Below are 23,362 nucleotides of genomic sequence, written 5' to 3' on the forward strand. Positions count from 1 at the left end.
AAGGCTTTCCTTCTCAGCTGTGTTTATAGTTGAGCGTTACGGTCGTCGCTGCGAGAAACGCTAAGATCATGCTGATGAAGTAAAGCGTGTCACGAAGTGTGAACTTTCCATTGTCGATAGCGCTGTATCTCGAAAAAGGGCTGAGGGAGACCAAGCTGTCCACCGCCCAGATTGGGGCTTGATGTTCAAGTGCATCGAGTAAATAAGAGAGCGCACTGACGATAAGCATCAAGCCCACTGTCAGTAGGAAAAGGGCAGTGCGCTGACGCACCAGTGTGAAGATAAAACAACCGACCGCTAGATAACTGCCAGCCAGCAGCCAGCTCGATATAAATTGCGAAGCAATAACACTGTTGTCCGCCACGCCCAGGTAGTTGGCAATGATCACGAGAGGGAAGGTCAACATCAGGGCTGTGCCCGCCACGACCCAGGCGGCTAAGAATTTGCCAATAACCCATTCAAAGGTGGTGATGGGTAGTGTTTTCATCAGGTCGAGAAAACCGGCATTGGACTCGTCCGACCAGAGTTGTGCCGCCAGTACAGGAATCAATAACAAATAGAGCCAGGGGTGTAGCTGGAAGAAAATCTGCAAGTGACTGCTGTCCTGGTCTGGCCAGGAGCTCATGTGCAACCCCAATGCCACGGACAGTACTGAAAAAATGGCAATGCTCAGATAAGTGCCGGGTGTACCGGCATAGTGGGCGAGCTGACGCTTGAAAATGACGGGCAGCAGTTTCAAAGGGGGGCCTCTCGGCTCAGAGAGTGAACTACGTCGCTGAGGCGACCAGGCTCCAGGCTCAGTGAGTTGATTTTCCAGCGACGATTGGCAATGAGCGTATTGATATGGGGGTAGATGGTGTGCCCCGGCATGGGCAGGACGGTCACGGTGCCGGGTGCATGCCGATGTTCTTCGATGCCCGCGACCCCTGGCAGTACGGCGAGAGCCAGCAGGTCCAAGGGGGCATCTGCGGTGAGGGTAACCGCCTGGAAATGGCGAGAGTCGCGTTGCAAATCCGGCATGGAGGCATCGGCCACCAGACGATCGCCTGCGATAACCAGTGCGCGCGTACAGAGTTCGGACAATTCATCGCAGTGTCGGGAAGCGATGATCACTGTCATTTCTTGCATCAATGACTGGATGAGGCTCCTGAATGTGTGTTTCTGATCAGGTGCCAGCCCCTCGGTCGGCTCATCCAGTAATAGCAACGCCGGGGTGTGCAGGATGGCCTGGGCAATGGCGACTTTGCGCCTCAAACCCATGGAGAGAGCCTCGAGGGGCGCATTGAGCACCGGCAACAACTCCAATCGAGTCGCGGCATATTCCACCTGCGCGCGTTTTTCGGTGCCGCGCAGTCCGCGAATGGCTGCGATGTAGTCAAGGAACTCTTTAACCGACATCGTAGGATGACTGACGCACCTATGAAGTTGGTAGCCGACGAGTTTTTTTGCTTTAAATGGATGGGTTTTAGTATTGAAACCTTGAATGTTTATATACCCGCTGGAAGGTGTGGTCGAGCCCGATATTACATCGAGAAGCGCCGTTTTAACTGTAGGATTTTCTCCGAATAGCCCCAGGCATTCCTGTTTGTTTGCGCTGAATGAAAAATCGCTGATTATTTTTTTATTGTTAAAATATTTTGTCAGGTTGATTATTTCGATCATTTAGCGTGGTGTGGTCGTAGAAGGGGAGAGTTTGAAAAGGGTACGAGTAATAGCTGTTTTTGGGAACGCCGCTCAGCATTAATCGGAAAACTCCTACGTGCGCGCCAGGCAGGTCGCTGAAACAATTGTTTTGTGTTTTTAACCTTTAATTATTGAGTGAATGCCTGAAGGTTATAGAGACTTTTCGAATTTTGTAATGAGGCCCGATTACCATGATGCTTCTACGTACCCTTGTTCTTGAACGCGACGGTCAGGATGCTCCGGTTAACGGTGCATTGCTCTGTGGGTTTGCTGTAGGTCAGATTGCCTCCAACTTCCTTGTTTATAGCCTGGATGAAGAGGTTGAACCGGCGAGTTCCAGGGTTTATGTCGCAGCCTTGCGCAAAAAGCTTGATCGGTATTTTCTGGGCGGTGTTGAGTCCAAGGAAGACCTGCATGTGGCCATGCATGTCTTCAAGCAAATTCTCACATCGGTGGCGGCAGGCACCAAGGCGGGTGTCACCGAAACTCAGGTTCCTTATCATTTTATCGATTTGAAAGGCTGCAAGCTGCCGCCTGCGAGGCCCGAAGAACATCACTCGGTGATCATAAAGAAGGCATTGGTGATGAAAGTGATCACCCTGGGAATGTCTGCGCCGGTGATGCCGGCAATCGAAAGTGCTTCATTGATTGTGCCTTCCATTCGTTTCTCGTCGAAAATGAGTTCACCTGTCAGGGGGGCGAATCCACCCGAGCCTGTACATGAACCTGTTGTAGAAGAGCCCCGACAGATGTCAGTCGACGCGCCTGTGGCCATTGTTCGGGATGCGCCTGTTGTCCTGAATGAGCCAAGCCCCCCGGCGCAGCCGCAGCTTCCGGCACCCGCGGACGACGGCACCTTGTCCGAAGTGGGCAGTACACTGACCAACCTCGCTCGTGTCGCTCAGGAGCTGACCCAACAAAAACTCGCTGCGGAGGAAAGGGCAACGGCGCTTGATCAATGGCAGGCCCGATTGCAGCAGGAGCAAACCCATTTGGATGAAAGGACCCGGGATTTGGAGCAACGCACCGCTCAACTGCATGACCAGTCTTTGGCGGTCAGTCAGCGAACCGAAGCCCTGAAGGTGATGACCTCGCAAGTATCGGGCTTGCGCCAGAGCCTGCGAGGTGTGCTGCTTGAACTGGATCAGGCCTTGGATGGTTAGACCGGCCTGGCTACTTTCTCGGGTTCATTTATCATCAATGCCAGCGAACCGACGCCGGGGTGTGATTACCTGGCCTATCGACACCTATGGACATTGCCTGGGGATGCATGCGTTTGAGTACCAAGCTGATTACCAAAGAAGGTCATGAAGCGCTGAAGAAAGAGCTGGATTATCTGTGGCGCGAAAAGCGTCCGGATACCACACGCAAGGTGACGTGGGCTGCCTCCCTGGGGGATCGCAGCGAGAATGCCGACTATCAGTACAACAAGAAGCTGCTGCGTGAAATCGACCGGCGGGTGCGTTACTTGCGCAAGCGCCTGGAAGACATGCGCGTGGTGGAGTACATGCCCGAGCAGGAGGGGAAGGTGTTTTTCGGCGCATGGGTCGATATTGAAAACGAGCAAGGCGAGACCAAGCGTTTTCGTATCGTTGGTTATGACGAGATTTATGATCGGATGGACTATATCTCCATCGATTCACCGATGGCCCGTGCGCTGCTGCGCAAGGAAGTCGACGATGAGGCCATTGTGCAGACCCCGGGAGGCGAGGTGTGCTGGTGGATCACCGCTATTGAGTACGTGAAGTAAGCGATGTTGACCCGCACCCCGCAAGGGAGGCGGGCCGTTGACCGCTCAGCCCTCGCGCAATACCGTCAGCGGGCTTGCATTCAGCGCACGGCGTGTGCCGAACACCCCGGCACCGCCGATCAATACGGCGCCGACCACAGGCAGCAGCAATAGCCAGGGGTGCGGGTGCCAGGCCAGGTCGAAGGCATAGCGATACAGCACCCACGTCACCAACTCGGTACCCAGCGCTGCCAGCAAGCCACTGACTGCGCCCAGCAAGCCGAACTCGATACGCCGCGCCTTGACCAGCAGCTTGCGCTCTGCGCCCAGTGCTCGCAGCAGTGCGCCTTGGCGAATGCGCTCATCCAATGTGGCCTGCAGGCCGGAGAACAGTACGGCCATCCCCGCGGCAAGTACAAACAACAACACGTATTCCACTGCCAGGGTCACTTGGGCGAGGATGCTGCGCAGCTGCTCCAGCAGCGCCTCGACCTGCAGGATGGTCACCGCCGGAAAGGCGCGGGACAGATCAACGATCTGCTGATCATGCCCTGGCGCGAGGTAGAAGCTGGTCAGGTAGGTGGCCGGCAGGTCCGTCAAGGTACCCGGTTGGAAAATCATGAAGAAGTTCGGCTGGAAGTTATCCCAGTTGATGGTTCGCAGGCTGGCGACCCGTGCCTCACGGTTTTCCCCGGCGATGGTGAACACCAGGTGATCGTTCAACTTGAGCTTGAGGCTTTGCGCGACCTTGGCTTCTACCGAGACTCCAGGAATTCCATCGGTGGGTTGTTGCGACCACCATGAGCCTTCGGTCAGGGTATTGCCCGGCGGCAGGTCGGCGGCCCAGGTCAGGCTCAAGTCGCGTTGTACCGCGCGGTCACCACTGGAGTCCTTGCTGACTATTTCCTGCACGGGTTCGCCATTGATACTGATCAATCGCCCTGGCACCACCGGGTACAGCGGCGCTGATTGCGCCTGCACTTCCAGCAGGCGGGCGCCAAAGGCGTCCTTATCGGCCGGCAGGATATTCAGGGCGAAATAGTTAGGTGCGTCCTTGGGCAACTGGTTTTGCCAGGTGTCCAGCAATTCGCCGCGCAGCAGGGCGATCAAGCCCATGGACAACAGGATCAGGCCGAACGCCAGGGACTGGCCCGCCGCCGCCAGCGGGTGGCGCAGCAATTGGCCCAGGCCCAGGCGCCACGGCAGGGACGCTCGGGCCAACAGGCGTCGCAGGCTCTGCAGCAGCAGCAAAAGCAATCCACCCAGAACCAGCGCGGCGACCACGCCGCCGCCCAGCAGGGCGAAGGTCAGCACCAGGTCGAGGCTCAGGCGCCACATGATCAGGCCCAGGGCGAACAGCGCAGCGCCGTAGACCATCCAGGTGCTGGACGGGATAGGCAGCAGGTCGCGCCTCAACACGCGCAGAGGTGGTACGCGACCGAGTGCGGCCAGTGGTGGCAGGGCGAAACCCGCGAGAGCGACCAGCCCGGTGCCGATCCCGGCGACTGCCGGCAACAGCCCGCCTGGGGGAACATCCGCCGGCAGCAGGTCGTGCAGGAAATAGAACAGGCCAAACTGTGCCAGCCAACCGAGCAGGGCGCCGGCCAGGCTCGCCAGCAACCCCAGTACGCTCAATTGCAGGCTGAACAGCAACATGGCCTCGAGTCGCGACAACCCAAGGCAACGTAGCAACGCACTGGCGTCGAAACGGCGGGTGGCAAAACGGTTGGCCGACAGGGCCACGGCCACACCGGCCAACAGCACAGCCACCAGGCTGGCCATGTTCAGGTAGCGCTCGGCTTTGCCAAGGGCGCCACCGATCTGCTGGTTGCCGTCCCGTGAGTCCTGAAGACGCTGGTTGGCGGCGAGCCCCGGCTTGATCAGGTCACGATAGGTTTGCAGCGCAGTGCTGGCCTGTGGTCCACGCCACAACTCGCGGTAGCTGACGCGACTGCCTGGCTGGACTACGCCGGTGGCGTCCAGGTCCGCCAGGTTGATCATCACCCTGGGCGTCAGGCTATAGAAGTTGCCGGCACGATCCGGTTCGTAGGTCAGTACGCGTGCCAGGCGCAAGGTCTTCATACCCACATCGATACTGTCGCCGACTTTCAGGTCCAGCGCCGTCAACAGTCGCGCCTCTACCCAGGCTTCACCCGGTTTCGGTCCGCCGCCTGGGGTTTCATCGCCAAAAGGCGCAGCGGCACTCTTCAACTCGCCCCGCAGCGGGTACTGCTCGTTCACGGCCTTGATGCTGGAAAGCTGAATGCCGTTGTCGGTGGCGATGACGCTGGAGAACTCAACCACACGGGCGTGATCCAGGCCCAGTTCGGTCCCGGATCTGATTTGTTCGGGGCGGGCCGGTGAGCTGCCTTCGAGTACCAGGTCGGCGCCGAGGAACTCGGTGGCGCGTAACAGCATGGCGCCGTTGAGGCGGGCACCGAAATAACCGATAGCGGTACTCGCGGCCACGGCCACCAACAGGGCGAAGAACAACACACGCAATTCGCCGGCGCGGGCATCGCGCAGTAATTGGCGCAGGGCAAGGCTGAACAGGCGCAACAGCGGCAAACGTGCCATCAAGGCTCCAGGGGGGCGACCATCAGGCCGGCTTCAAGGCGGATCAGGCGTCGGCAACGATGAGCCAGGCGCTCGTCATGGGTAACCAACACCAGGGTCGTGCCGCTTTCTTTATTGAGCTCGAACAGCAGGTCGCTGATGCGCTCGCCGGTGTGACTGTCGAGGTTGCCGGTGGGCTCATCGGCAAACAGCACGTCCGGTTCGGCGGCGAAGGCGCGGGCAATCGCCACCCGTTGCTGTTCGCCCCCGGAAAGCTGGCGTGGTGAGTGGGTCAGGCGTTGGCCGAGGCCCACGCGCTCCAGCAGGTGTTTGGCGCGTTCGCGGGCGTCTTTGCGGCCATCCAGCTCCAGCGGCAGCATGACGTTCTCCAGCGCATTGAGGCTGTCGAGCAGTTGGAACGACTGGAACACAAAGCCCACGTGTTCGGCGCGGATGCGCGCCCGTTGGTCTTCGTCGAGGGTGCTGAGCGCCTGGCCGGCGAGGGTGACTTCTCCGCTGCTGGGCAGGTCGAGGCCGGCCAGCAGGCCGAGGAGGGTGGATTTACCGGAACCGGAGCTGCCGACGATAGCCAGGCTATCGCCCTTGTTCAGTTCCAGGCTCAGTTCGTGCAGGATAGTCAGTTCACCTTCCGCGCTGGGAACCACTTTGCTGAGGTTCCGCGCGGTGAGAATGCTTGCGCCCATGGAGAATCCGATGCGAATGTGGTTTTTGAGTGCTGGCCTGGCCTTGATGTGCATGGCCCAGAACGCAGCGGCGGGTACAGTCCTGATCGTTGGCGATAGTATCAGTGCCGGTTTCGGCCTGGATACCCGCAAGGGGTGGGTGGCACTGCTGGAACAACGGCTCAAGAAGGAGGGTTTCGACGATAAGGTGGTCAACGCCTCCATCAGCGGCGACACCAGTGCCGGAGGCCTGGCGCGGCTGCCGGCGGCGCTTGCAGAGCATAAGCCGGACGTGGTGGTGATTGAGTTGGGGGGCAACGATGGCTTGCGCGGGCAGCCGCCTGCGCAATTGAAACAAAATCTTGCGTCGATGATCGACCAGTCCAAGGCCGGCGGTGCCAAAGTCTTGTTGCTGGGTATGCAGTTGCCACCCAATTATGGCCCGCGATATACCACGGCGTTTGCCGAAGTCTATGGCGTGCTGGCCAAGGAAAAAAACGTCCCGCTGGTACCGTTTTTCCTTGAAGGCGTGGGGGGGAATCCGGAGCTGATGCAGGCGGATCAACTGCACCCGGCGGTCGGCGCCCAGGGCAAATTGCTGGAAAATGTCTGGCCGACGCTAAAACCGCTGCTATGACGCTTTTCTACCGGCAGGCTTTCGGCTAAGGTGGCGCCCCCCCGATCTGGAGCCCCCGATGTCGCGTCCTGCCTGGTCCCTGTTTAACTACCAACTGATCGAGCCGGACGAACAGCTGGATCTGTTCGCCTGCCAGGAAGTGCGGGTGCATCTGGTGACGCGTCAATTGGAACTGGGCGGCTCCATCGATCGGACCCTGTGCGGTACGTTATTGCCGGCGCAGCCGCGCTGGTCCCTGGTCGACCGTTCGATTTTCCAGGACCAGCGCCTGTGCCCTTTGTGCCGGGCGATCCTGGAGTCGCAGAAGCGTGGCACGCCGCCAATCTGGCCCGAGTTGCGTTTCGAGTTGTAGGGGGCAGCTAGAAGCCCGCTTCACGTATACAATCGATTTTTACCTCCCGTCGTTCTGCGAAGGATTTTCCGGATGTTGTCGCGCCTTTCCGTCGTCACCTGCTGCCTGTCTCTTGCTGCCTTGTGTGCGGCCGGCCCTGCCGCCGCCTTGCAGTTGCCCTTGCCTCCACCCGGTGAAGACATCGTCGGTCAGGTCCAGGTGATCAAGGCCAAGTACGAAGACACCTTTGCCGACCTGGGCACCACCTACGACCTGGGCTATTCGGAAATGGTCGCGGCCAATCCGGGCGTCGATGCCTGGTTGCCGGGGGCGGGGACCGAGATCGTCCTGCCGACGCGCTTCATTCTGCCGCCGGGCCCCCGTGAGGGCATTGTGATCAATCTGGCGGAATATCGGCTCTACTACTTCCCCAAGGGACAGGACGTGGTCTACACCTTCCCGCTTGGGATTGGTCGTGAAGGCTGGGGCTCGCCCATTGCTCACACCAGCATCATCGCTAAGACGCCGAACCCGACCTGGACGCCGCCGGCCTCGATCAAGGCCGAGCACGCCGCCAACGGCGACCCGTTGCCCAATGTGGTGCCGGCCGGCCCGGACAACCCTCTGGGGCCGTTCAAGTTCACCCTGGGGACGCCGGGTTACCTGATCCACGGTTCCAACATGAAGTTCGGCATCGGCACCCGTACCAGCCACGGCTGCTTCCGCATGTTCAACAACAACGTGCTGGAAATGGCCGGTATGGTCCCGGTGGGGACGTCGGTGCGCATCATCAACGATGCCTACAAGTTCGGCAGCAGCGGCGGCAAGGTCTACCTCGAAGCGCATACGCCCTTGAACGACGACGGCACGCCGTCGGTGGTCGACAAGCACACGGCAGTGATCAACGCCTTGCTCAAGCGTGAAGATCTGGCCAATAACCTGCGGGTGAACTGGGATCAGGTGCGTGATGTGGTTGCGGCGGAAGATGGCCTGCCAACCGAGATCGGTGTGCCAGGTGCTGCACCGATTGCCTCCAGCGCGCCGATTGATTTGCAGCAGTAAGCCTGCTCCATCAACAGCCCGCTGCAGCATTGCGCTGCGGCGGGCTTTTTATTGTCTGTAATCGAGAGTCGAATCGCAGGCAATAAAAAAGCCGATCCAAGAATGGATCGGCTTGATAACAATCCCGAGGGATTATTACTTGCGGCTAGCTTTTTCAAGCATGCGCAGAGCGCGCTCGTTAGCTTCGTCAGCAGTCTGTTGTGCTTTTTGAGCAGCAGCCAGAGCTTCATCAGCTTTACGGTAGGCTTCGTCTGCACGGGCCTGGGAGCGAGCTGCTGCGTCTTCAGTTGCAGTCAGACGAGCTTCGGTTTCTTTGGAGACGCTGCTGCAACCGGTAGCCAGAACTGCGGCCAGAGCCAGAGCAGAGAATTTCAGAACGTTGTTCATCGTGTTCCCCTTCAAGGACTTTCTATTAAATGGCTACTCTCAGAGTGAGCTAATAGCCGGCGTACATACTACCCATTACTTGTAGTAAGTAAACTGACGTAGCGCAAGAAGCAAAAAAAATTCTCGTGCCGAATCTATTTTGGCTAATCTTTTGGACATTTGTATAAAAACCGTACAGTTTTTTGCAGTCTGACAGAGGTTGGACCCAGGCTGAGAGGGCCGGCCCGCATGTGTTAAGCCTTGTAAATAGATGAAATTTTATATATCGAGGCTGACACTTTCGTTTGGCTGGCCTTTACCACGCTCCGCATCTTTTGTGCATGTAGAGGTGACTTTAAGAGCGCCTGTTCGTCTCAAGGTTCAACTGCCGGCAATGTTCAGGCTTTCGGTCACCGGTTGATCGAGGCCCTTTCTATATCCACCAGCGGCAGGGATGACGGGTACGCCTTGAGCAATTACAGGATTGGTGCCTACTATTCCCTACGTGCTGGTTGTGAGCGCTCAAGGTTTTCTCGTTGTCGAAACCGGCACGGGGTGGCGTAGATGTTCCTTCGCCGGAAAAACATCGGTAAGGTAGGGGTCAGAATCCAAGACCCGCGAGGAGTAGTGATGAGCGAGGCGTTGTCCATCCACCATGACCAGGCTGGTCATCAGTTCGAGACCAATGTGGACGGTCATCGTGCCTATCTGACCTATATGGACCTCGGGAAGCAGACCCTGGACATCTATCGGACCTTCGTGCCCAACGCACTGCGCGGCCGTGGCATTGCAGCTGCGTTGACCGAGGAAGCGTTGAAGTTTGCCGAAGAGCAAGGCTACACGGTGATCCCGTCGTGTTCCTATGTCGAACGCTACATGGAACGCCATCAGCGCCATGCCGCGAAGCTTTGAGGCATAAAACGCAGGATGAAAAACGCCGGGCTCAGCCCGGCGTTTTTGTGTGCGCATACTTCAGATACAGGTTCAGGTGCGTTTGCGTTTCGGCAATACGTCCTTGAGCTTGGCGTGCATACTGCGCAGGGTGTTTTCGGTGGCGGACCAGTCGATGCAGGCATCGGTGATCGATACACCGTACTGCAAGTCGGCCAGGTCCTTTGGAATCGCCTGGCAACCCCAGTTCAGGTGGCTCTCGACCATCAGGCCGATAATCGACTGGTTGCCTTCGAGGATCTGGTTGGCAACGTTTTCCATCACCAGCGGCTGCAGGGCCGGGTCCTTGTTGGAGTTGGCGTGGCTGCAGTCGACCATGATATTCGGCTTGATCTTGGCCTTGTTCAGCGCCTGCTCGCAGAGCGCAACGCTGACCGAGTCATAGTTGGGCTTGCCATTGCCGCCGCGCAACACCACGTGACCGTAGGCATTGCCCTTGGTGGTAACGATGGAGACGCCGCCTTCCTGGTTGATCCCCAGGAAACGGTGAGGACTGGAGACCGATTGCAGCGCGTTGATCGCCACGGTCAGGCCGCCGTCGGTGCCGTTCTTGAAGCCTACGGCCGAAGACAGGCCGGATGCCATTTCGCGGTGGGTCTGCGACTCGGTGGTGCGCGCGCCGATGGCCGACCAGCTGATCAGGTCCTGCAGGTACTGCGGGGAGATCGGGTCGAGGGCTTCGGTTGCGGTGGGCAGGCCCATTTCTGCCAGGTCCAGCAGCAATTTCCGACCGATGTGCAAACCGTCCTGGATCTTGAACGAGTCGTCCAGGTACGGGTCGTTGATCAAGCCTTTCCAGCCGACGGTGGTACGCGGTTTCTCGAAATAGACGCGCATCACCAGGTACAAGGTGTCGGACACTTCTGCCGCCAGTACTTTTAGGCGCTCGGCGTATTCGTGAGCAGCCTTGAGGTCGTGGATCGAGCAAGGCCCGATCACGACGAAGAGGCGGTGGTCGGTGCCATCGAGAATGTCACGGATGACTTCGCGGCCCTTGGTGACGGTCTGCAGGGCAGCGTCGCTTAAAGGGATTTCGCGCTTGAGCTGATCGGGTGTGATCAGGGTCTCGTTGGATTCGACGTTTAGGTCATTGATCGGTAAATCAGCCATCGTGTTACTCGCCAGGGTCACGGGTGCCGGCCGCCAGCCATCCCCGTGCGGCGGGCACAGCATGATTGGAATACAGGGGGGAGGAACCTTAGCGCGTAACACGGGCCCGCGACAATGGGCAAAGCCCGCTTTAATCCCGCGCTGGTCGCACAAATGTCTCATGGGAGAACTCGCCCGCATGGCGCGCCACCCACTCACGGGCCAGGGCTTCGAGTTGCTGCGGGGTCGGTTCGGCATCTTCATGCTGGCGGCAGTAGCGCTCTATCCGGCATGCTTGCTCACCCATTCGCGCACCGAACAACGCATGTTCATCGGTAAACGAAATGCCCACGCGGTAGCCGTTTTCCACCTTGCGACACCACGCCACATAACCTGGATAGCGGGCGCTGGCGCCCAGGGAGGGAATGAGCAGATCAACGGCCGTGCCCTGGCGCCACGCGCGGGGCCAATTGCAGGCGACGCCGCCCAGGCCGATAGTGAGCAGGCGTTGGCGGGGGATGGCAGGAGAGGGGCGTTGGATTAACTCGACAGCGACATCATCAGGGTGAGGTAAAAAACGACCCATGTACACGGACTCCGAGCACCGTCCAGTTGACGGCGGTGGCAGCAGTATAGTGAAGGAACTGGAATTGACCGACCTGGATATTGACCAGCAATTGCTGGGATTGCCAGGTATTTCGCTGGTGGTGTTCACCAGCGTGGGGTGTTCCAGTTGCCGTTGGGCGCGCCAGCAATTGCCGGGCTGGCGTTTGCCGGTGGACCGCGTGTGCTGGGTGGATGCCGGGCACAACGGCGGTGCGGTCGAACGCTACCAGATCTTTCATTTGCCGGCGTTGTTTGTGGTGTGCGAGGGTCAATTCTTCGGGCAGATACAGACGCGTCTTACGCCTGCTGACACCTGCGAAGCAGTAAAAATAGCGCTTACCCGCACCCCGGAGGATTTGCCATGACTGCACTTGCACCCCAGACGCCACGTATCGGCATTATCGGAACCGGCGCCATTGGTGGCTTCTATGGAGTGATGCTGGCACGCGCGGGCTTCGACGTGCACTTCCTGCTGCGCAGCGAATACGCGGCGGTCAGCGAGCACGGTCTGCGCGTTAATAGCAGTGTGCATGGCAACCTGCTGCTGCACCCGGTGCAGGCCTACGCCCGTGCCGCGGACATGCCGCCGTGCGACTGGCTGCTGGTGGGCACCAAGTCCACGGGCAATGTCGAGCTGGCCCCGACCCTCGCCCAGGTCGCAGCGCCGGACGCCAAGGTGGTGTTGCTGCAAAACGGCCTGGATGTCGAAGACAGTCTGCGTGAACACCTGCCGCCATCGCTGCATCTACTGGGCGGGCTGTGCTACATCGGCGTACACCGCTCTGCACCTGGCGTCGTCGAACATCAGGCATTGGGCCGGGTCAACCTGGGCTACCACAGCGGCATGGCGGCCAACGATGAGAGCTGCCAGAAGGCTATTGTCGAAGCCGGCGCTGCGTTGTTTCATAAGGCCGGCATCGAATCCCAAGCCATGGCCAATGTGCATCAGGCCCGCTGGCACAAGCTGGTGTGGAACGTGCCCTACAACGGCCTCTCGGTGTTGCTGGGCACGGGCACCACGGCGATGATGGCGGACGAATCCAGCCGTGAGCTGATCCAGGCGCTGATGGCCGAAGTGGTGCAGGGCGCCCATGCCTGTGGCCATGAAATTCCCGGCAGTTACGCCGAGCAGATGTTCGCCATGACGGAAACCATGGACGATTACCTGCCCAGCATGTACCACGACCATGTGCACAAACGCCCGCTGGAACTGGCGGCGATCTATGCGCGACCGCTTGCTGCCGCCAAGGCCGCGGGTTGCGAATTACCGCGAATGCAGGCGCTGTACCAGGCCTTGAGTTTTATTGATCGGCATAACCGCTGATTCGGGGGACGTACCATGGCAAAGGGATTGGGCGACAAACTGGTGCTGGCGATTTCTTCGCGGGCGCTGTTCGACCTGAGCGACAGCCACAAGGTCTACCTGGCCCAAGGGGTGGAGGCCTACCGTAAATATCAGATCGAACACGAGGAAGAGATCCTTGAGCCCGGTGACGCCTTTCCGCTGGTCAAGAAGCTGCTGAGCCTCAATGCCAGCCTGGGCCGTGCTCGGGTCGAGGTGGTACTGGTATCGCGTAACAGTGCCGACACAGGCCTGCGTGTATTCAACTCGATTCAGCACTACGGCCTGGATATTTCCCGTGCCGCTTTCGTAGGCGGACGTAGTCCTTATCCTTATTTAGCTGCGTTTGGCTGCCATCTGTTTCTTTCCACCCATGCTGAAGATGTACGCAGTGCCCTCGATGCCGGCTTTGCCGCCGCGACGATTCTGTCGGGCGGTGCGCGCCGGGCGTCCAGCGAGGAACTGCGCATCGCCTTTGACGGTGACGCGGTGCTGTTCTCCGATGAGTCGGAACGCGTGTACCAGGCCGGCGGGTTGGCGGCGTTCCAGGCCAGCGAGCGCGAGTCGGCGCGGCAACCTTTGCACGGCGGTCCCTTCAAGGGGTTCCTGGCGGCACTCAACTTGTTGCAGCGTGAGTTTCCAGACGAGGCCTGCCCGATCCGCACAGCCTTGGTCACCGCCCGTTCGGCGCCTTCTCACGAGCGCGTGATTCGGACCTTGCGTGAGTGGGACATCCGACTGGATGAGTCACTGTTTCTCGGCGGCCTGGAAAAGTCCGCATTCCTGGAAGCGTTTGCCGCTGATGTGTTTTTCGATGACCAGGCCGGTCACTGCGAGAAAGCCAGGGAGGTGGTGGCCACCGGGCATGTACCCCATGGCATCAGTAACGAGGTGAGGATTCAGGCCGAGACTTAGGGGCGCTGCTAAGCTCATTCAATCTCCTCCATCCTGGCCGTCCGGGAGGTTTTATGATTCGTTCGATGCTGTACGCCACGGACCTTGGTCTGTACGCGCCGTATGTGATGCAACATGCACTGGCGCTGGCGCGAACGTTCAAGGCTGACCTGGATGTGATTCATGTGGTCGAGCCTATCGGGTTGTTCGCCGAATCGGTGTTGCAGAGCTACCTTGATGAGAAGGCCTTGAGTGAATGGCAGAGCCAGGGGCTGACCACTGTCATGGCGACCATCGAGCAGCGGGTGCTGGACAGTTTTCGCGAAGAGTTGGGGGATGGGGGGCAAGACCTGGAGCTGATTCGCTCGGTACGGGTGATCCAGGGCGACCCGTGCGAAGTGATACTCGAGCAGTTGCGCAAGCTGTCCGTAGACCTGTTGATCGTCGGCAGCCACAGCCATGCCACGGCGGCCGCCACACCGCTTGGGCGCACCGCTGCACGGGTGCTGCAGCTGTCTACCGTGCCGGTTTACCTGGTGCCTTCGTTACAGCGTCGACGCAGTGATGACGTGTGACGGGTAGAAAATGATAAAAAGTTCTAGATTTATCCGTCCAACCTTTAATATAGTTATATGCCGTCGCTGATACCCATGGCGTCTACCTGCTTTGAGGGATACATATGAAGCTTCAACAACTGCGCTACATCTGGGAAGTGGCGCACCACGACCTCAACGTTTCCGCTACCGCTCAAAGCCTTTACACTTCGCAACCGGGTATCAGCAAGCAGATCCGCCTGCTCGAAGACGAGTTGGGCGTCGAAGTGTTCGCACGCAGCGGCAAGCACCTCACCCGTGTCACCCCGGCCGGTGAGCGCATCATCACCACCGCCGGCGAGATTCTGCGCAAAGTCGAGAGCATCAAGCAGATCGCCCAGGAGTTCTCCAACGAGAAGAAAGGCACCCTGTCGATTGCCACTACCCACACCCAGGCGCGTTATGCGTTGCCGCCGGTAATCCGTGATTTTATCAAGCAATACCCGGACGTCGCGCTGCACATGCACCAGGGTTCACCGATGCAGATCGCCGAGATGGCCGCTGACGGCACCGTCGATTTCGCCATCGCCACCGAAGCCCTGGAGCTGTTCGGTGACCTGGTGATGATGCCGTGCTATCGCTGGAACCGTTGCGTCGTCGTGCCCCAAGGCCACCCATTGGCCAAGTTGCCGAAGCTGACCCTGGAAGCCCTGGCCGAATACCCGATCGTGACCTACGTCTTCGGTTTCACCGGCCGCTCCAAGCTCGACGAAGCCTTCAGCCATCGGGGCCTGACGCCGAAAGTGGTGTTCACCGCCGCCGACGCCGACGTCATCAAGACCTATGTTCGCCTGGGCCTGGGCGTGGGTATCGTTGCCAAGATGGCGGTCGATACCAACCTCGATAAAGACTTGGTGGTGCTCGATGCCAGCGAGCTGTTCGAGTCCAGCGTGACCAAGATCGGCTTCCGTCGTGGCACCTTCCTGCGGGGTTTCATGTGCGACTTCATCGAGAAGTTCGCGCCGCACCTGACCCGTGAAGTCATGGCCAAGGCAATCCAGTGCCACAACAAACAGGAACTGGAAGAGCTGTTCGACGGCGTGGAATTGCCCGTCCATTAAGGGGGTTATTTGGCCTCGGTAACCGTAAAGTGTTGCCGGGCGCCTGCCACCAGAATCTCCACCTCATCCCCTTCGAACTTGCCCAGAAGGCTTTTGCCCAAGGGTGAGCGTGGGGTGATGACGGTCACCGGTTGCCCGACCACGTCCACCTTCAAACCCGCTGCATCCGGTGCCAGGAACAGCCACTGCTGGCGGCCGTTCTCGTCTTCCAGGCCCAGCAGTGCGCCGACTTCTATGCCACGTTGATCATCGTACCCATGCAGTGGAAGGTTCTGGCACAGCACCAGCGCCTGCTTGATTTCCTCGACGCGCTTGGCTTGTCCGGCTGCCAGATAAGACGCCTCCAGCCCGAGGGTGTCGTATTTGTTCTCGGCGATATTTTCTTCGTGGGTCGCGGTTTCGTAGGCGGTCTGCGCGGCGCGCCGGGCGATGTCGAGGTCGGCGGTGAGCTTTTCCAGGATCAGCTGGTGAACAGCGTGTTTATTCATGGTCATCAATCGCAGAATTGCAGGACATTGGCCCGGGTCTTTTCATTCGGTGCGTTCTGGTCCTGCTGAAGCCAGAACTGGCATTTTGGGTTGGACAGGTTGCGTGCGTTGTTGCGGGCCTGGTCCAGGGCCTGCTGTTGTTCCTGCTTCTGCAGGTTCTGTTGGTACTGCTCGAACATACGGTTCGGCGGCTCCGGCGCAGCCGGTGCAGGTTTACCCAGTTGCTGAACGGCCTGGGCTACGGGCGCCAGGCTTTGCGGGAACAGATAGCGCGACGCCAGCCACGTGGTCAGTGCAATGGCGATAAACCCCATCCACACCCCCAGGGCAATGGCGAGCGTGAGCTTGGGCAGCGACAACGAGCGATCAGACATGATGGCCTCCTGGCAGGCATTAACGGCATGGCGGCGATTGTCGCACAGCCACTGTGCAGAATAATCGCGATCAAGCCTTCTGCATCGGCGCATTTATGCGGACAATCGAGCCTTTGAACGTTGGAGCCCGGAATGAAAGCCCGCTGGGATATTTTTTGCAGCGTCGTCGATAACTACGGCGACATTGGCGTGACCTGGCGCCTGGCCCGGCAATTGGTGGCAGAGCAGGGGTGCGAGGTGCGCTTGTGGGTCGACGACCTGCGCGCCTTCGAGCGTATGTGTCCCGAGATTGATGTGCGTCTTGACCAGCAATGGCAAGAGGGTGTCGATGTGCGCCATTGGCCGTCCGTGTGGTCGAGCGCCCCGGCAGCCGATGTGGTGATCGCCGCCTTCGCCTGCCAGTTGCCGCCTGATTACATGGAAGCCATGGCCGCGCGTGAACGCACGCCGTTGTGGATGAACCTGGATTACCTCAGTGCCGAAGACTGGGTGGTGGGGTGTCATCGGTTGCCGTCGGTGAAGTTCAAGGGCGTGCAGAAGTACTTCTTTTTTCCGGGATTCCGACCCGGCACGGGGGGGCTGTTACGCGAGGCAGGGTTGCTGGAACAGCGTCAGGCGTTTCAACAGGATGCCGCTGCGCAGCGGCAATTCCTGCAAGCGTTGGGTGTGTTTCCGGCAGCGGGTGTGCGGCTGATCTCATTGTTCGCCTACGAAAACGCTGGGCTGGCCAGTTGGTTGGACGTACTCTCGACCGACGGGCATGCCACTCATCTCTTGGTCCCTGAAGGGCGCATCCTCGGGGATGTGCAGCATTGGCTCGGTGTCGAAGGCCTGTCGGTGGGGGACCTGCATCAGCGCGACGCCCTGACTGTGCAGGTGCTGCCGTTTGTGCGCCAGGAGCAATATGACCGCCTGCTGTGGTGTTGCGACTTCAACGCCGTACGCGGCGAAGACTCGTTCGTGCGCGCCCAATGGGCCGGGCGGCCGCTGTTGTGGCATATCTATCGCCAGGACGAAGACATCCATCTGGACAAGCTCGATGCCTTCCTCGACCTGTACACCGCCGCCCTGTCGCCGGCCGCAAAGGCTGCCCTGGTTGAACTCTGGCAAGCCTGGAACACTGATGGCGATATGGCACAACCGTGGAAAATGCTGCTGGAGCACTGGCCTGAGTTGAGTCAGCACGCGCAGACGTGGTGTCTGGAACAGGGCTTGCAGGCAGATCTTGCGACGGCGCTGGTACAGTTTTATGAAAGTTGGATATGATACGCGACCTTGATTTTTGTAAATCCCATCCAAATTTCGGATATACGCAATGAAAACTGGTAAAGAACTGAAACCCGGTACAGTGATCCGTCTCGAAAACGACCCTTGGCTGGTTCAGAAAGCTGAGTTCACCAAGTCTGGTCGTAACAGCGCAATCATGAAGACCAAGCTGAAGAACCTGCTGACCGGTTACAAGACCGAGATCGTCTACAGCGCCGATGACAAACTGGATGACGTGATCCTCGACCGCAAAGAAGCGACCCTGTCCTTCATCAGCGGCGACACCTACACGTTCATGGACACCACCGACTACACCATGTACGAGCTGAACGCTGAAGATATCGAAGCTGTTCTGCCGTTCATCGAAGAAGGCATGGAAGACGTCTGCGAAGCTATTTTCTTCGAAGAGCGCCTGGTTTCCGTAGAGCTGCCGACCACTATCGTGCGTAAGGTTGCCTACACCGAAGGTTCCGCTCGCGGCGACACTTCGGGCAAAGTGATGAAGCCTGCCAAACTGAGCAACGGTACCGAACTGCAAGTAGCCGATTTCATCGAAATCGACGACCTGATCGAGATCGACACCCGCGAAGGTGGTTCGTACAAAGGTCGCGCCAAGAAGTAATTCTGGCCTCGCCGATACGAAAAAAGCCCGACCTTGCGTCGGGCTTTTTCGTGAGCGCTGCTTTTTACTTCAGGTGCTGCTTCAGCTCGTCCGATGCCTGCAGCAAGGCCGAACGCACGGCTGGTACCTGGCTGACCACATTGAGCAAACCGTAGTCGTGGATCATGCCGTTATAGCGCACGGCCGTCACGGGAACCCCGGCCTGGTCGAGCTTGCGCGCATAGGCTTCGCCTTCGTCACGCAATACATCGGCACCGGCAGTCTGAATCAGCGCGGGCGGCAAGCCCTTGAGCTGATCGGTGGTCGCCCGCAATGGCGAGGCGTAGATCTCGGCCCGCTGGTTGGCGTCGGTGGTGTAGTTGTCCCAGAACCACTTCATCATGTTCCTGGTGAGGAAGTGCCCTTCGGCGTACTGGTTGTAGGACGCCGTCTCGAAGTTGGCATCGGTCACCGGCCACAACAGCAACTGGAACTTGATCGCGGGTGTGCCCTTGTCCTTCGCCATCAGGCTGACGACAGCTGCCATATTGCCGCCGACACTATTGCCCGCGACCGCCAGGCGTTTGCCGTCGACGTTGATGTCCTTGCCATGCTCGGCGACCCACTTGGTTGCGCCGTAGGCCTGGTTGATCGCCACCGGGTAGTGCGCTTCCGGTGAAGGCGTGTAGTTGACGAAGACCGCCACGGCTCCCGAACCCACCACCAGATCGCGCACCAGGCGCTCGTGAGTCGGGTAATCCCCCAAGACCCAGCCGCCGCCGTGAAAGAACATAAACACCGGCAATGTGCCCTTGACCCCGGCTGGCCGCACGATGGTCAGGTCCAGCGGCTGGCCATCGACCTGAATGGTCTTCTGGCTCACGTCCGCCTTGGGCAGGATCAACTTCACACCGGCCTGGGCACCCGTCAGTACGGCGCGGGCTTCCTTGGGCGTCAGTTGTTCCATCGGTTTGCCGGTGCCGGCGTTCAACACATCCAGGAAGGCCTGGGTGTTGTGTTCAACGTCGCCATTGGCGGCGAAAGCGTGAGTGACGGACAGGGCGAGCAGGCTGCCGGTCAGCACTTTGGCAAATGTGTTCATGTTCTTCTCCAGTGACATCGGCAGGGGTTAGACGGTTACGTGCAGGCGCACATCGACGTTGCCACGGGTGGCGTTGGAGTACGGGCAGACTTGGTGAGCGGCGTCGACCAGGCTTTGCGCGTCGTCCTGGGCCAGGCCTGGGAGGCTGACGTGCAGGTCGATATCCAGGCCGAAACCACCAGGGATCTGGCCGATGCCGACGTGGGCAGTGATCGAGGCATCATCCGGGATTTTGCGTTTGGTCTGGCTGGCGACGAATTTCAGGGCGCCGATAAAGCAGGCCGAGTAACCGGCGGCGAACAGTTGTTCCGGGTTGGTGGCCTGGCCGCCGGCCCCGCCCAATTCTTTGGGGGTGGAGAGTTTGACGTCGAGGATGTTGTCGCTGGAAACAGCGCGACCATCACGGCCGCCGGTGGCGGTGGCTACTGCGGTATAGAGCGTTTGCATGGTGTCGTCCTCTTGGTTTTTAGCGCTAAAGTTTTGTGCGCTAAGTAGTTGGTGAGGCAAATGTATAGCGCTAATGTTTTGCGCGCAAGATAAATGTATAAATATTTTTTCAGTCGCTGCAAACCAATGTGGGAGGGGGCTTGCTCGCGATAGCGGTGTTTCAGTCAAAAGATTCGTCGACTGATAAACCGTCATCGGGAGCAAGCCCCCTCCCACATGTTGAGTGTTTTGCTGTGTTTAGATCGCGTTCTGCAGGTTGCCCCGCAACGCGAGCAAGTCAGCCTGCAGCTTGCGCAATTGGTCCAGCTCCAAACCGCTGGCGCCGAGAATGCACTGTGGAATACCCATGGCCTTTTCCTGCAAGGCACGCCCAGCGCCGGTCAGTTCCACCACCACCACGCGCTCATCTTCACGGCTGCGGGTGCGGCTGAGCAGGCCTTCGGCTTCCAGGCGCTTGAGCAGTGGCGTCAGGGAGCCTGGGTCGGTCAGCAGGCGGCTGCTGATTTCGCCGACGGTCAAACCATCTTCTTCCCACAGCACCATCATGGCCAGGTACTGCGGGTAGGTCAGACCGAGGGCTTGCAGCAGTGGTTTGTAGACCTTGGTCATCAGCAGCGATGTGGAGTGCAGGGCGAAACACAGTTGATTGTCCAGCAACAGGGAATCGCACGCGTTGGGATTTTTGCTCATGGTGGTGCCTCAAAAAAAGCGTGTCTACGCTGGAATCTAGCGGGCAAATCTTTAATGCGCCAGATAATTCTGTCCCAGCGGTCAGACCAACCCGCTTTGCAGGGCCAGATCCCAAGGCGGCACGGGGCTGAATCGGGACTTGAGGTATTCCAGCAACAAGCGGCTGCGCGCATTGGGCTGCTGTTCCAGCCGCAGTGCGTAGATCCCGGTGGTCTCCGGGCTGGGCAGGCCGTTCTCGCAAAACAGCGGCAGCAATTCCCCGCGCACCAGGTATTCACTGGCGAGCCAGGTGGGAAGATGGGCGATGCCCAGCCCGGCGAGAGCGCCCGATAGCAGCGCTTCAGCGTTGTTGGCGCTCATGCGGATGCGCCGCGGGCGATGCGTTGCACGTCGTCCGTCCAACTCAAAGCGCCACGCGAACATCGGCGCCAGGCCGTCCCAGTCCAGGCCGTCATGCTCGCTCAATTCGCGGGGGTGGGCCGGGGTGCCACGGCCTTTCAGGTAGGCCGGGCTGGCGCAGGCGATGCGCACGATACTGGCCAGGGGCGTGGCGATCAGCCGTGTATCGACGATATGCCCGGCGCGCAGCACCAAGTCGACCTTGCCCAAGTGCGCGCCCTGCATATCGACAAAACTGTCGATCAGATGCAGGTGCACATCCAATCCGGGGTAAACGTTCAAGAAGTCGGCAATCACCGGCGCCAGGTGCCGGCGACCGAACGCTGCCGGTGCATCCACGCGAATCAGCCCTTCCGGCGCATGACTCAGGGAAACGGCTTCCGCCCGTGCCAGTTGCAACTCGCTGACAATCCGCCGTGCCCGTTCAGCGAAGGCCAGGCCCGCCGGGGTCGGCACCACCGCGTGGGTGCTGCGCTGGAACAAGCGGCTGCCCACGGAGCTTTCCAGGCTGTCGATGCGCCGCGCCACCGCCGAGGGTGTCAGCGGATGGCGACGAGCTGCGGCGGAAAAGCTGCCCGTTTCCAGTACATCGAGAAACAGGCTCAGTTGATCGGTCAGCGTATTGGGATTCATCGATGCGCGCTTATGCGAGATTGGCATAGCCATTGTGCGTTGCTGTGCGTTTCCGCGCCAGAGTCGACTGCGTAGCATGCAGGTCTTGAGAATGGGGAGTAGCGAGCGGTGTTGGATTTAGCGGTGTACCTGGTATTGGGCGTGGCCCTCGGCACGGTGGGTGGCCTGTTTGGTATTGGCGGTGGGTTGATTGCGATCCCGGTACTCGGCGTATGGTTCGGCCTGGACCAACAACTTGCCCAAGGCACGGCGCTGGTCATGGTGGTGCCGAACGTGATGCTCGCCCTGTGGCGTTACCACCAGCGCAATCGCATCGAACTGCGGCACGCGCTGCCCTTGGGCATCATGGGGTTCAGCTTTGCCTGGCTCGGTTCGATCTGGGCCGTGGGGCTCGACGCAGGTGCCATGCGCATCGGCTTTATTGTGTTCCTGCTGACGCTTTCGGCTTACAACCTGCTGCGCATGTTCACGCGGAATGCGCCGCCGACGGCACACATGCGTTACTCCTGGCCTTGGCTTGGCGTGTTGGGCGCGGCGTCCGGTTCCATGGGCGGTTTGTTCGGGGTTGGCGGCGCGGTGGTGGCCACTCCCGTGCTCACCAGCCTGTTCGGCACCACCCAGGTCGTCGCCCAAGGGTTGTCCCTGGCCTTGGCGTTGCCCAGCACGGGTGTGACGTTGGTCACCTATGCCTGGCACCACGAGGTGGACTGGATGATCGGCGTGCCGCTCGCCGTCGGCGGCCTGCTCAGTATCAGTTGGGGCGTGAAGGTTGCCCATGCGTTGCCGGAGCGTGTCTTGCGCGGCCTGTTTTGCGGCTTCCTGGTGGTGTGTGCGGTGATGCTGACGTTTAAAGTCTGAAGCCTTCGACGATGTATTCGGCCAGGCATTCGGTGATGGGCGAGGTCATTTGCGGATTGCGCAGCAAGTGCAGATTCATCGAGGGCAGCGCTGGGAAACCCTCGTCGCTGCCGAGTACGCGCAAGTCTTCAGTCACCAGGCTTTCCATGCAGATCATGGCAGCCAGGCCGGCACTCACCACTGCCAGGATCGCCGCCACGTTGGTGCTGTGATACGCCAGGCGATAATCCCGCCCGGTTGCATCCAGTGCGGCCTGGGTCCACTGCGTGTACACGCAGTCGGCACCGGACACCGCCAGGGGCACGGCATCGTGCTCTTCCACGCAAAAACATGGCGCCGCTGCCCATACCATGCGCTCTGTGCGCAAAAGCTCGCCGATTTCCTTGCCAGGCTCGCGGCTGATAACGGTCAGCGCCAGATCCCGTCGCTGCATCAGCACCGTTGACGATTCGCAATGCAGCTCGATCTGGATCAGCGGGTAGGCCTTGGAGAACCGCTTGAGGATCCCAGGAAGGAAACGCATCACGTAGTCGTCCGGCGTACCGATACGTACCAACCCCACCATATGCGGCTCGCGCAGGGTGTTGAACACCTCGCTGTGGAGCTTCAGGATGCGCCGCGCATAACCTAGCAACACCTGGCCCTCGGGCGTCAGCCGCACCTGCCTGCCATCGCGCTCGAACAGCTTGCGCTGCAACACGTCTTCTTCCAGACGCTTCATCTGCATGCTCACCGCCGATTGGGTGCGGTTAACCAGTTCACCGGCGCGGGTGAAACCGCCCTGGTCGGCGATGGCGACGAAGGTGCGCAGCACTTCAGTGTCGATGCTCGGGTAGCCGGACAATTGATCAATCTCCGAGATGTGTTGCATAAGAAACATTCGTTGGATTGATCATATTGCACGGCACACACTTGCGTCAT

General features: G+C 59.6%; 28 protein-coding genes. 14 read left to right on the top strand and 14 right to left on the bottom strand.

The window, feature by feature from the left end; translation table 11 throughout:
* Positions 1–13: 13 nt before the first annotated feature.
* A complete protein-coding gene (locus ACHPFG_RS09555; RefSeq protein WP_431702227.1) occupies positions 14–739 on the bottom strand; it encodes an ABC transporter permease in 726 nt (241 codons plus the stop codon).
* Complete coding sequence (locus ACHPFG_RS09560) at positions 736–1,662, bottom strand: ABC transporter ATP-binding protein (protein WP_431702228.1); 927 nt, start codon at positions 1,660–1,662, stop codon at positions 736–738. The genes ACHPFG_RS09555 and ACHPFG_RS09560 overlap by 4 nt, the downstream gene beginning before the upstream one ends.
* Positions 1,663–1,874: 212 nt before the next feature.
* Between ACHPFG_RS09560 and ACHPFG_RS09565 the strand changes: the two genes are divergently transcribed.
* Together ACHPFG_RS09565 and greB are read left to right on the top strand one after the other, a co-directional pair.
* A complete protein-coding gene (locus ACHPFG_RS09565) occupies positions 1,875–2,846 on the top strand; it encodes a hypothetical protein (RefSeq protein WP_431702229.1) in 972 nt (323 codons plus the stop codon).
* A gap of 113 nt (positions 2,847–2,959) precedes the next feature.
* Positions 2,960–3,433 carry a transcription elongation factor GreB gene (gene greB / locus ACHPFG_RS09570; protein ID WP_053130756.1) on the top strand — a complete coding sequence of 158 codons (474 nt, stop codon included), beginning with the start codon at positions 2,960–2,962 and terminating at the stop codon, positions 3,431–3,433.
* A 45-nt stretch (positions 3,434–3,478) separates the two neighbouring features.
* Here the strand turns inward: greB and ACHPFG_RS09575 are convergent, their stop codons facing one another.
* Both ACHPFG_RS09575 and ACHPFG_RS09580 read right to left on the bottom strand, forming a co-directional pair.
* Positions 3,479–5,989 (bottom strand): ABC transporter permease, encoded by a 2,511-nt coding sequence (locus tag ACHPFG_RS09575; protein ID WP_131699534.1) that lies wholly within the window; start codon positions 5,987–5,989, stop codon positions 3,479–3,481.
* The gene (locus ACHPFG_RS09580) at positions 5,989–6,672 is read right to left on the bottom strand and encodes an ABC transporter ATP-binding protein (RefSeq protein WP_016972350.1); all 684 of its coding nucleotides are present in this window, start codon (positions 6,670–6,672) and stop codon (positions 5,989–5,991) included. The genes ACHPFG_RS09575 and ACHPFG_RS09580 overlap by 1 nt, the downstream gene beginning before the upstream one ends.
* Before the next feature lie 10 nt (positions 6,673–6,682).
* On the opposite strand from ACHPFG_RS09580, the gene ACHPFG_RS09585 reads away from it, so the two are divergent.
* The 3 genes from ACHPFG_RS09585 (at position 6,683) to ACHPFG_RS09595 (ending at position 8,681) form a co-directional block, all read left to right on the top strand.
* Positions 6,683–7,288 carry an arylesterase gene (locus ACHPFG_RS09585; protein WP_131699533.1) on the top strand — a complete coding sequence of 202 codons (606 nt, stop codon included), beginning with the start codon at positions 6,683–6,685 and terminating at the stop codon, positions 7,286–7,288.
* A gap of 58 nt (positions 7,289–7,346) precedes the next feature.
* Complete coding sequence (locus ACHPFG_RS09590; RefSeq protein WP_003172705.1) at positions 7,347–7,640, top strand: hypothetical protein; 294 nt, start codon at positions 7,347–7,349, stop codon at positions 7,638–7,640.
* Between the two features lie 72 nt (positions 7,641–7,712).
* Complete coding sequence (locus ACHPFG_RS09595; protein ID WP_027606975.1) at positions 7,713–8,681, top strand: L,D-transpeptidase family protein; 969 nt, start codon at positions 7,713–7,715, stop codon at positions 8,679–8,681.
* A 135-nt stretch (positions 8,682–8,816) separates the two neighbouring features.
* Here ACHPFG_RS09595 and oprI read toward each other — a convergent pair whose 3' ends face one another.
* The gene (gene oprI, locus ACHPFG_RS09600) at positions 8,817–9,068 is read right to left on the bottom strand and encodes an outer membrane lipoprotei OprI (RefSeq protein WP_003172710.1); all 252 of its coding nucleotides are present in this window, start codon (positions 9,066–9,068) and stop codon (positions 8,817–8,819) included.
* Positions 9,069–9,677: 609 nt separating this feature from the next.
* Here oprI and ACHPFG_RS09605 point away from each other — a divergent pair.
* Positions 9,678–9,959 (top strand): GNAT family N-acetyltransferase, encoded by a 282-nt coding sequence (locus ACHPFG_RS09605; RefSeq protein WP_027606976.1) that lies wholly within the window; start codon positions 9,678–9,680, stop codon positions 9,957–9,959.
* A gap of 72 nt (positions 9,960–10,031) precedes the next feature.
* Here ACHPFG_RS09605 and ACHPFG_RS09610 read toward each other — a convergent pair whose 3' ends face one another.
* Positions 10,032–11,108 carry a 3-deoxy-7-phosphoheptulonate synthase gene (locus ACHPFG_RS09610; RefSeq protein ID WP_053130701.1) on the bottom strand — a complete coding sequence of 359 codons (1,077 nt, stop codon included), beginning with the start codon at positions 11,106–11,108 and terminating at the stop codon, positions 10,032–10,034.
* 130 nt (positions 11,109–11,238) lie between these two features.
* On the bottom strand, positions 11,239–11,673 hold the full coding sequence (locus ACHPFG_RS09615; RefSeq protein ID WP_131699531.1) for a PilZ domain-containing protein: 435 nt from the start codon (positions 11,671–11,673) through the stop codon (positions 11,239–11,241).
* Here ACHPFG_RS09615 and ACHPFG_RS09620 point away from each other — a divergent pair.
* From ACHPFG_RS09620 to cysB, 5 genes are all read left to right on the top strand, one after another.
* Positions 11,672–12,058 carry a thioredoxin gene (locus ACHPFG_RS09620; RefSeq protein WP_131699530.1) on the top strand — a complete coding sequence of 129 codons (387 nt, stop codon included), beginning with the start codon at positions 11,672–11,674 and terminating at the stop codon, positions 12,056–12,058. The two genes, ACHPFG_RS09615 and ACHPFG_RS09620, sit on opposite strands and share 2 nt — an antisense overlap.
* Positions 12,055–13,017 carry a putative 2-dehydropantoate 2-reductase gene (locus ACHPFG_RS09625; RefSeq protein ID WP_431702230.1) on the top strand — a complete coding sequence of 321 codons (963 nt, stop codon included), beginning with the start codon at positions 12,055–12,057 and terminating at the stop codon, positions 13,015–13,017. Before ACHPFG_RS09620 ends, ACHPFG_RS09625 begins: the two co-directional genes overlap by 4 nt.
* A gap of 15 nt (positions 13,018–13,032) precedes the next feature.
* On the top strand, positions 13,033–13,950 hold the full coding sequence (locus ACHPFG_RS09630; RefSeq protein WP_431702231.1) for a 5'-nucleotidase: 918 nt from the start codon (positions 13,033–13,035) through the stop codon (positions 13,948–13,950).
* A gap of 53 nt (positions 13,951–14,003) precedes the next feature.
* Positions 14,004–14,504, top strand: coding sequence for a universal stress protein (locus tag ACHPFG_RS09635; RefSeq protein WP_431702232.1), 501 nt, complete (start codon positions 14,004–14,006; stop codon positions 14,502–14,504).
* A gap of 104 nt (positions 14,505–14,608) precedes the next feature.
* Positions 14,609–15,583: an HTH-type transcriptional regulator CysB gene (gene cysB, locus ACHPFG_RS09640; RefSeq protein ID WP_003189876.1), complete on the top strand. Its 975-nt coding sequence runs from the start codon at positions 14,609–14,611 to the stop codon at positions 15,581–15,583.
* A 5-nt stretch (positions 15,584–15,588) separates the two neighbouring features.
* Here the strand turns inward: cysB and ACHPFG_RS09645 are convergent, their stop codons facing one another.
* Positions 15,589–16,071: a GreA/GreB family elongation factor gene (locus ACHPFG_RS09645; protein WP_431702233.1), complete on the bottom strand. Its 483-nt coding sequence runs from the start codon at positions 16,069–16,071 to the stop codon at positions 15,589–15,591.
* Between the two features lie 5 nt (positions 16,072–16,076).
* A complete protein-coding gene (locus ACHPFG_RS09650; protein ID WP_431702234.1) occupies positions 16,077–16,445 on the bottom strand; it encodes a hypothetical protein in 369 nt (122 codons plus the stop codon).
* Between the two features lie 132 nt (positions 16,446–16,577).
* Between ACHPFG_RS09650 and earP the strand changes: the two genes are divergently transcribed.
* Together earP and ACHPFG_RS09660 are read left to right on the top strand one after the other, a co-directional pair.
* Positions 16,578–17,711: an elongation factor P maturation arginine rhamnosyltransferase EarP gene (earP, locus tag ACHPFG_RS09655; protein WP_431702235.1), complete on the top strand. Its 1,134-nt coding sequence runs from the start codon at positions 16,578–16,580 to the stop codon at positions 17,709–17,711.
* Positions 17,712–17,760: 49 nt separating this feature from the next.
* Positions 17,761–18,333 (top strand): elongation factor P, encoded by a 573-nt coding sequence (locus tag ACHPFG_RS09660; RefSeq protein WP_003172723.1) that lies wholly within the window; start codon positions 17,761–17,763, stop codon positions 18,331–18,333.
* A gap of 64 nt (positions 18,334–18,397) precedes the next feature.
* Here the strand turns inward: ACHPFG_RS09660 and ACHPFG_RS09665 are convergent, their stop codons facing one another.
* The 4 genes from ACHPFG_RS09665 to ACHPFG_RS09680 all read right to left on the bottom strand — a co-directional run bounded on the left by ACHPFG_RS09665 (position 18,398) and on the right by ACHPFG_RS09680 (position 21,583).
* Complete coding sequence (locus ACHPFG_RS09665) at positions 18,398–19,414, bottom strand: alpha/beta hydrolase (RefSeq protein WP_431702237.1); 1,017 nt, start codon at positions 19,412–19,414, stop codon at positions 18,398–18,400.
* 27 nt (positions 19,415–19,441) lie between these two features.
* Positions 19,442–19,861, bottom strand: coding sequence for an organic hydroperoxide resistance protein (locus tag ACHPFG_RS09670; protein WP_034126737.1), 420 nt, complete (start codon positions 19,859–19,861; stop codon positions 19,442–19,444).
* A 237-nt stretch (positions 19,862–20,098) separates the two neighbouring features.
* On the bottom strand, positions 20,099–20,551 hold the full coding sequence (locus ACHPFG_RS09675) for a MarR family winged helix-turn-helix transcriptional regulator (protein ID WP_431702238.1): 453 nt from the start codon (positions 20,549–20,551) through the stop codon (positions 20,099–20,101).
* Between the two features lie 81 nt (positions 20,552–20,632).
* Entirely contained in the window at positions 20,633–21,583 is a 951-nt protein-coding gene (locus tag ACHPFG_RS09680) for a LysR family transcriptional regulator (protein WP_431702239.1), read from the bottom strand.
* 108 nt (positions 21,584–21,691) lie between these two features.
* On the opposite strand from ACHPFG_RS09680, the gene ACHPFG_RS09685 reads away from it, so the two are divergent.
* Complete coding sequence (locus ACHPFG_RS09685; protein ID WP_131699520.1) at positions 21,692–22,441, top strand: sulfite exporter TauE/SafE family protein; 750 nt, start codon at positions 21,692–21,694, stop codon at positions 22,439–22,441.
* Here the strand turns inward: ACHPFG_RS09685 and ACHPFG_RS09690 are convergent.
* The gene (locus ACHPFG_RS09690) at positions 22,431–23,312 is read right to left on the bottom strand and encodes a LysR substrate-binding domain-containing protein (RefSeq protein WP_131699519.1); all 882 of its coding nucleotides are present in this window, start codon (positions 23,310–23,312) and stop codon (positions 22,431–22,433) included. The two genes, ACHPFG_RS09685 and ACHPFG_RS09690, sit on opposite strands and share 11 nt — an antisense overlap.
* Between the last annotated feature and the right edge of the window lie 50 nt (positions 23,313–23,362).

The organism is Pseudomonas sp. BR20, assembly GCF_050780135.1.
Classification (GTDB): domain Bacteria; phylum Pseudomonadota; class Gammaproteobacteria; order Pseudomonadales; family Pseudomonadaceae; genus Aquipseudomonas.

Coding starts and splice junctions, on each gene's coding strand:
- ACHPFG_RS09560 (WP_431702228.1), bottom strand. CDS start 1,662: ATGATCGAAATAATCAACCTGACAAAATATTTTAACAATAAAAAAATA.
- ACHPFG_RS09565 (WP_431702229.1), top strand. CDS start 1,875: ATGATGCTTCTACGTACCCTTGTTCTTGAACGCGACGGTCAGGATGCT.
- ACHPFG_RS09575 (WP_131699534.1), bottom strand. CDS start 5,989: ATGGCACGTTTGCCGCTGTTGCGCCTGTTCAGCCTTGCCCTGCGCCAA.
- ACHPFG_RS09580 (WP_016972350.1), bottom strand. CDS start 6,672: ATGGGCGCAAGCATTCTCACCGCGCGGAACCTCAGCAAAGTGGTTCCC.
- ACHPFG_RS09585 (WP_131699533.1), top strand. CDS start 6,683: ATGCGAATGTGGTTTTTGAGTGCTGGCCTGGCCTTGATGTGCATGGCC.
- ACHPFG_RS09590 (WP_003172705.1), top strand. CDS start 7,347: ATGTCGCGTCCTGCCTGGTCCCTGTTTAACTACCAACTGATCGAGCCG.
- ACHPFG_RS09595 (WP_027606975.1), top strand. CDS start 7,713: ATGTTGTCGCGCCTTTCCGTCGTCACCTGCTGCCTGTCTCTTGCTGCC.
- oprI (WP_003172710.1), bottom strand. CDS start 9,068: ATGAACAACGTTCTGAAATTCTCTGCTCTGGCTCTGGCCGCAGTTCTG.
- ACHPFG_RS09605 (WP_027606976.1), top strand. CDS start 9,678: ATGAGCGAGGCGTTGTCCATCCACCATGACCAGGCTGGTCATCAGTTC.
- ACHPFG_RS09610 (WP_053130701.1), bottom strand. CDS start 11,108: ATGGCTGATTTACCGATCAATGACCTAAACGTCGAATCCAACGAGACC.
- ACHPFG_RS09620 (WP_131699530.1), top strand. CDS start 11,672: ATGTACACGGACTCCGAGCACCGTCCAGTTGACGGCGGTGGCAGCAGT.
- ACHPFG_RS09615 (WP_131699531.1), bottom strand. CDS start 11,673: ATGGGTCGTTTTTTACCTCACCCTGATGATGTCGCTGTCGAGTTAATC.
- ACHPFG_RS09625 (WP_431702230.1), top strand. CDS start 12,055: ATGACTGCACTTGCACCCCAGACGCCACGTATCGGCATTATCGGAACC.
- ACHPFG_RS09630 (WP_431702231.1), top strand. CDS start 13,033: ATGGCAAAGGGATTGGGCGACAAACTGGTGCTGGCGATTTCTTCGCGG.
- ACHPFG_RS09635 (WP_431702232.1), top strand. CDS start 14,004: ATGATTCGTTCGATGCTGTACGCCACGGACCTTGGTCTGTACGCGCCG.
- cysB (WP_003189876.1), top strand. CDS start 14,609: ATGAAGCTTCAACAACTGCGCTACATCTGGGAAGTGGCGCACCACGAC.
- ACHPFG_RS09645 (WP_431702233.1), bottom strand. CDS start 16,071: ATGAATAAACACGCTGTTCACCAGCTGATCCTGGAAAAGCTCACCGCC.
- ACHPFG_RS09650 (WP_431702234.1), bottom strand. CDS start 16,445: ATGTCTGATCGCTCGTTGTCGCTGCCCAAGCTCACGCTCGCCATTGCC.
- earP (WP_431702235.1), top strand. CDS start 16,578: ATGAAAGCCCGCTGGGATATTTTTTGCAGCGTCGTCGATAACTACGGC.
- ACHPFG_RS09660 (WP_003172723.1), top strand. CDS start 17,761: ATGAAAACTGGTAAAGAACTGAAACCCGGTACAGTGATCCGTCTCGAA.
- ACHPFG_RS09665 (WP_431702237.1), bottom strand. CDS start 19,414: ATGAACACATTTGCCAAAGTGCTGACCGGCAGCCTGCTCGCCCTGTCC.
- ACHPFG_RS09670 (WP_034126737.1), bottom strand. CDS start 19,861: ATGCAAACGCTCTATACCGCAGTAGCCACCGCCACCGGCGGCCGTGAT.
- ACHPFG_RS09675 (WP_431702238.1), bottom strand. CDS start 20,551: ATGAGCAAAAATCCCAACGCGTGCGATTCCCTGTTGCTGGACAATCAA.
- ACHPFG_RS09680 (WP_431702239.1), bottom strand. CDS start 21,583: ATGAATCCCAATACGCTGACCGATCAACTGAGCCTGTTTCTCGATGTA.
- ACHPFG_RS09690 (WP_131699519.1), bottom strand. CDS start 23,312: ATGCAACACATCTCGGAGATTGATCAATTGTCCGGCTACCCGAGCATC.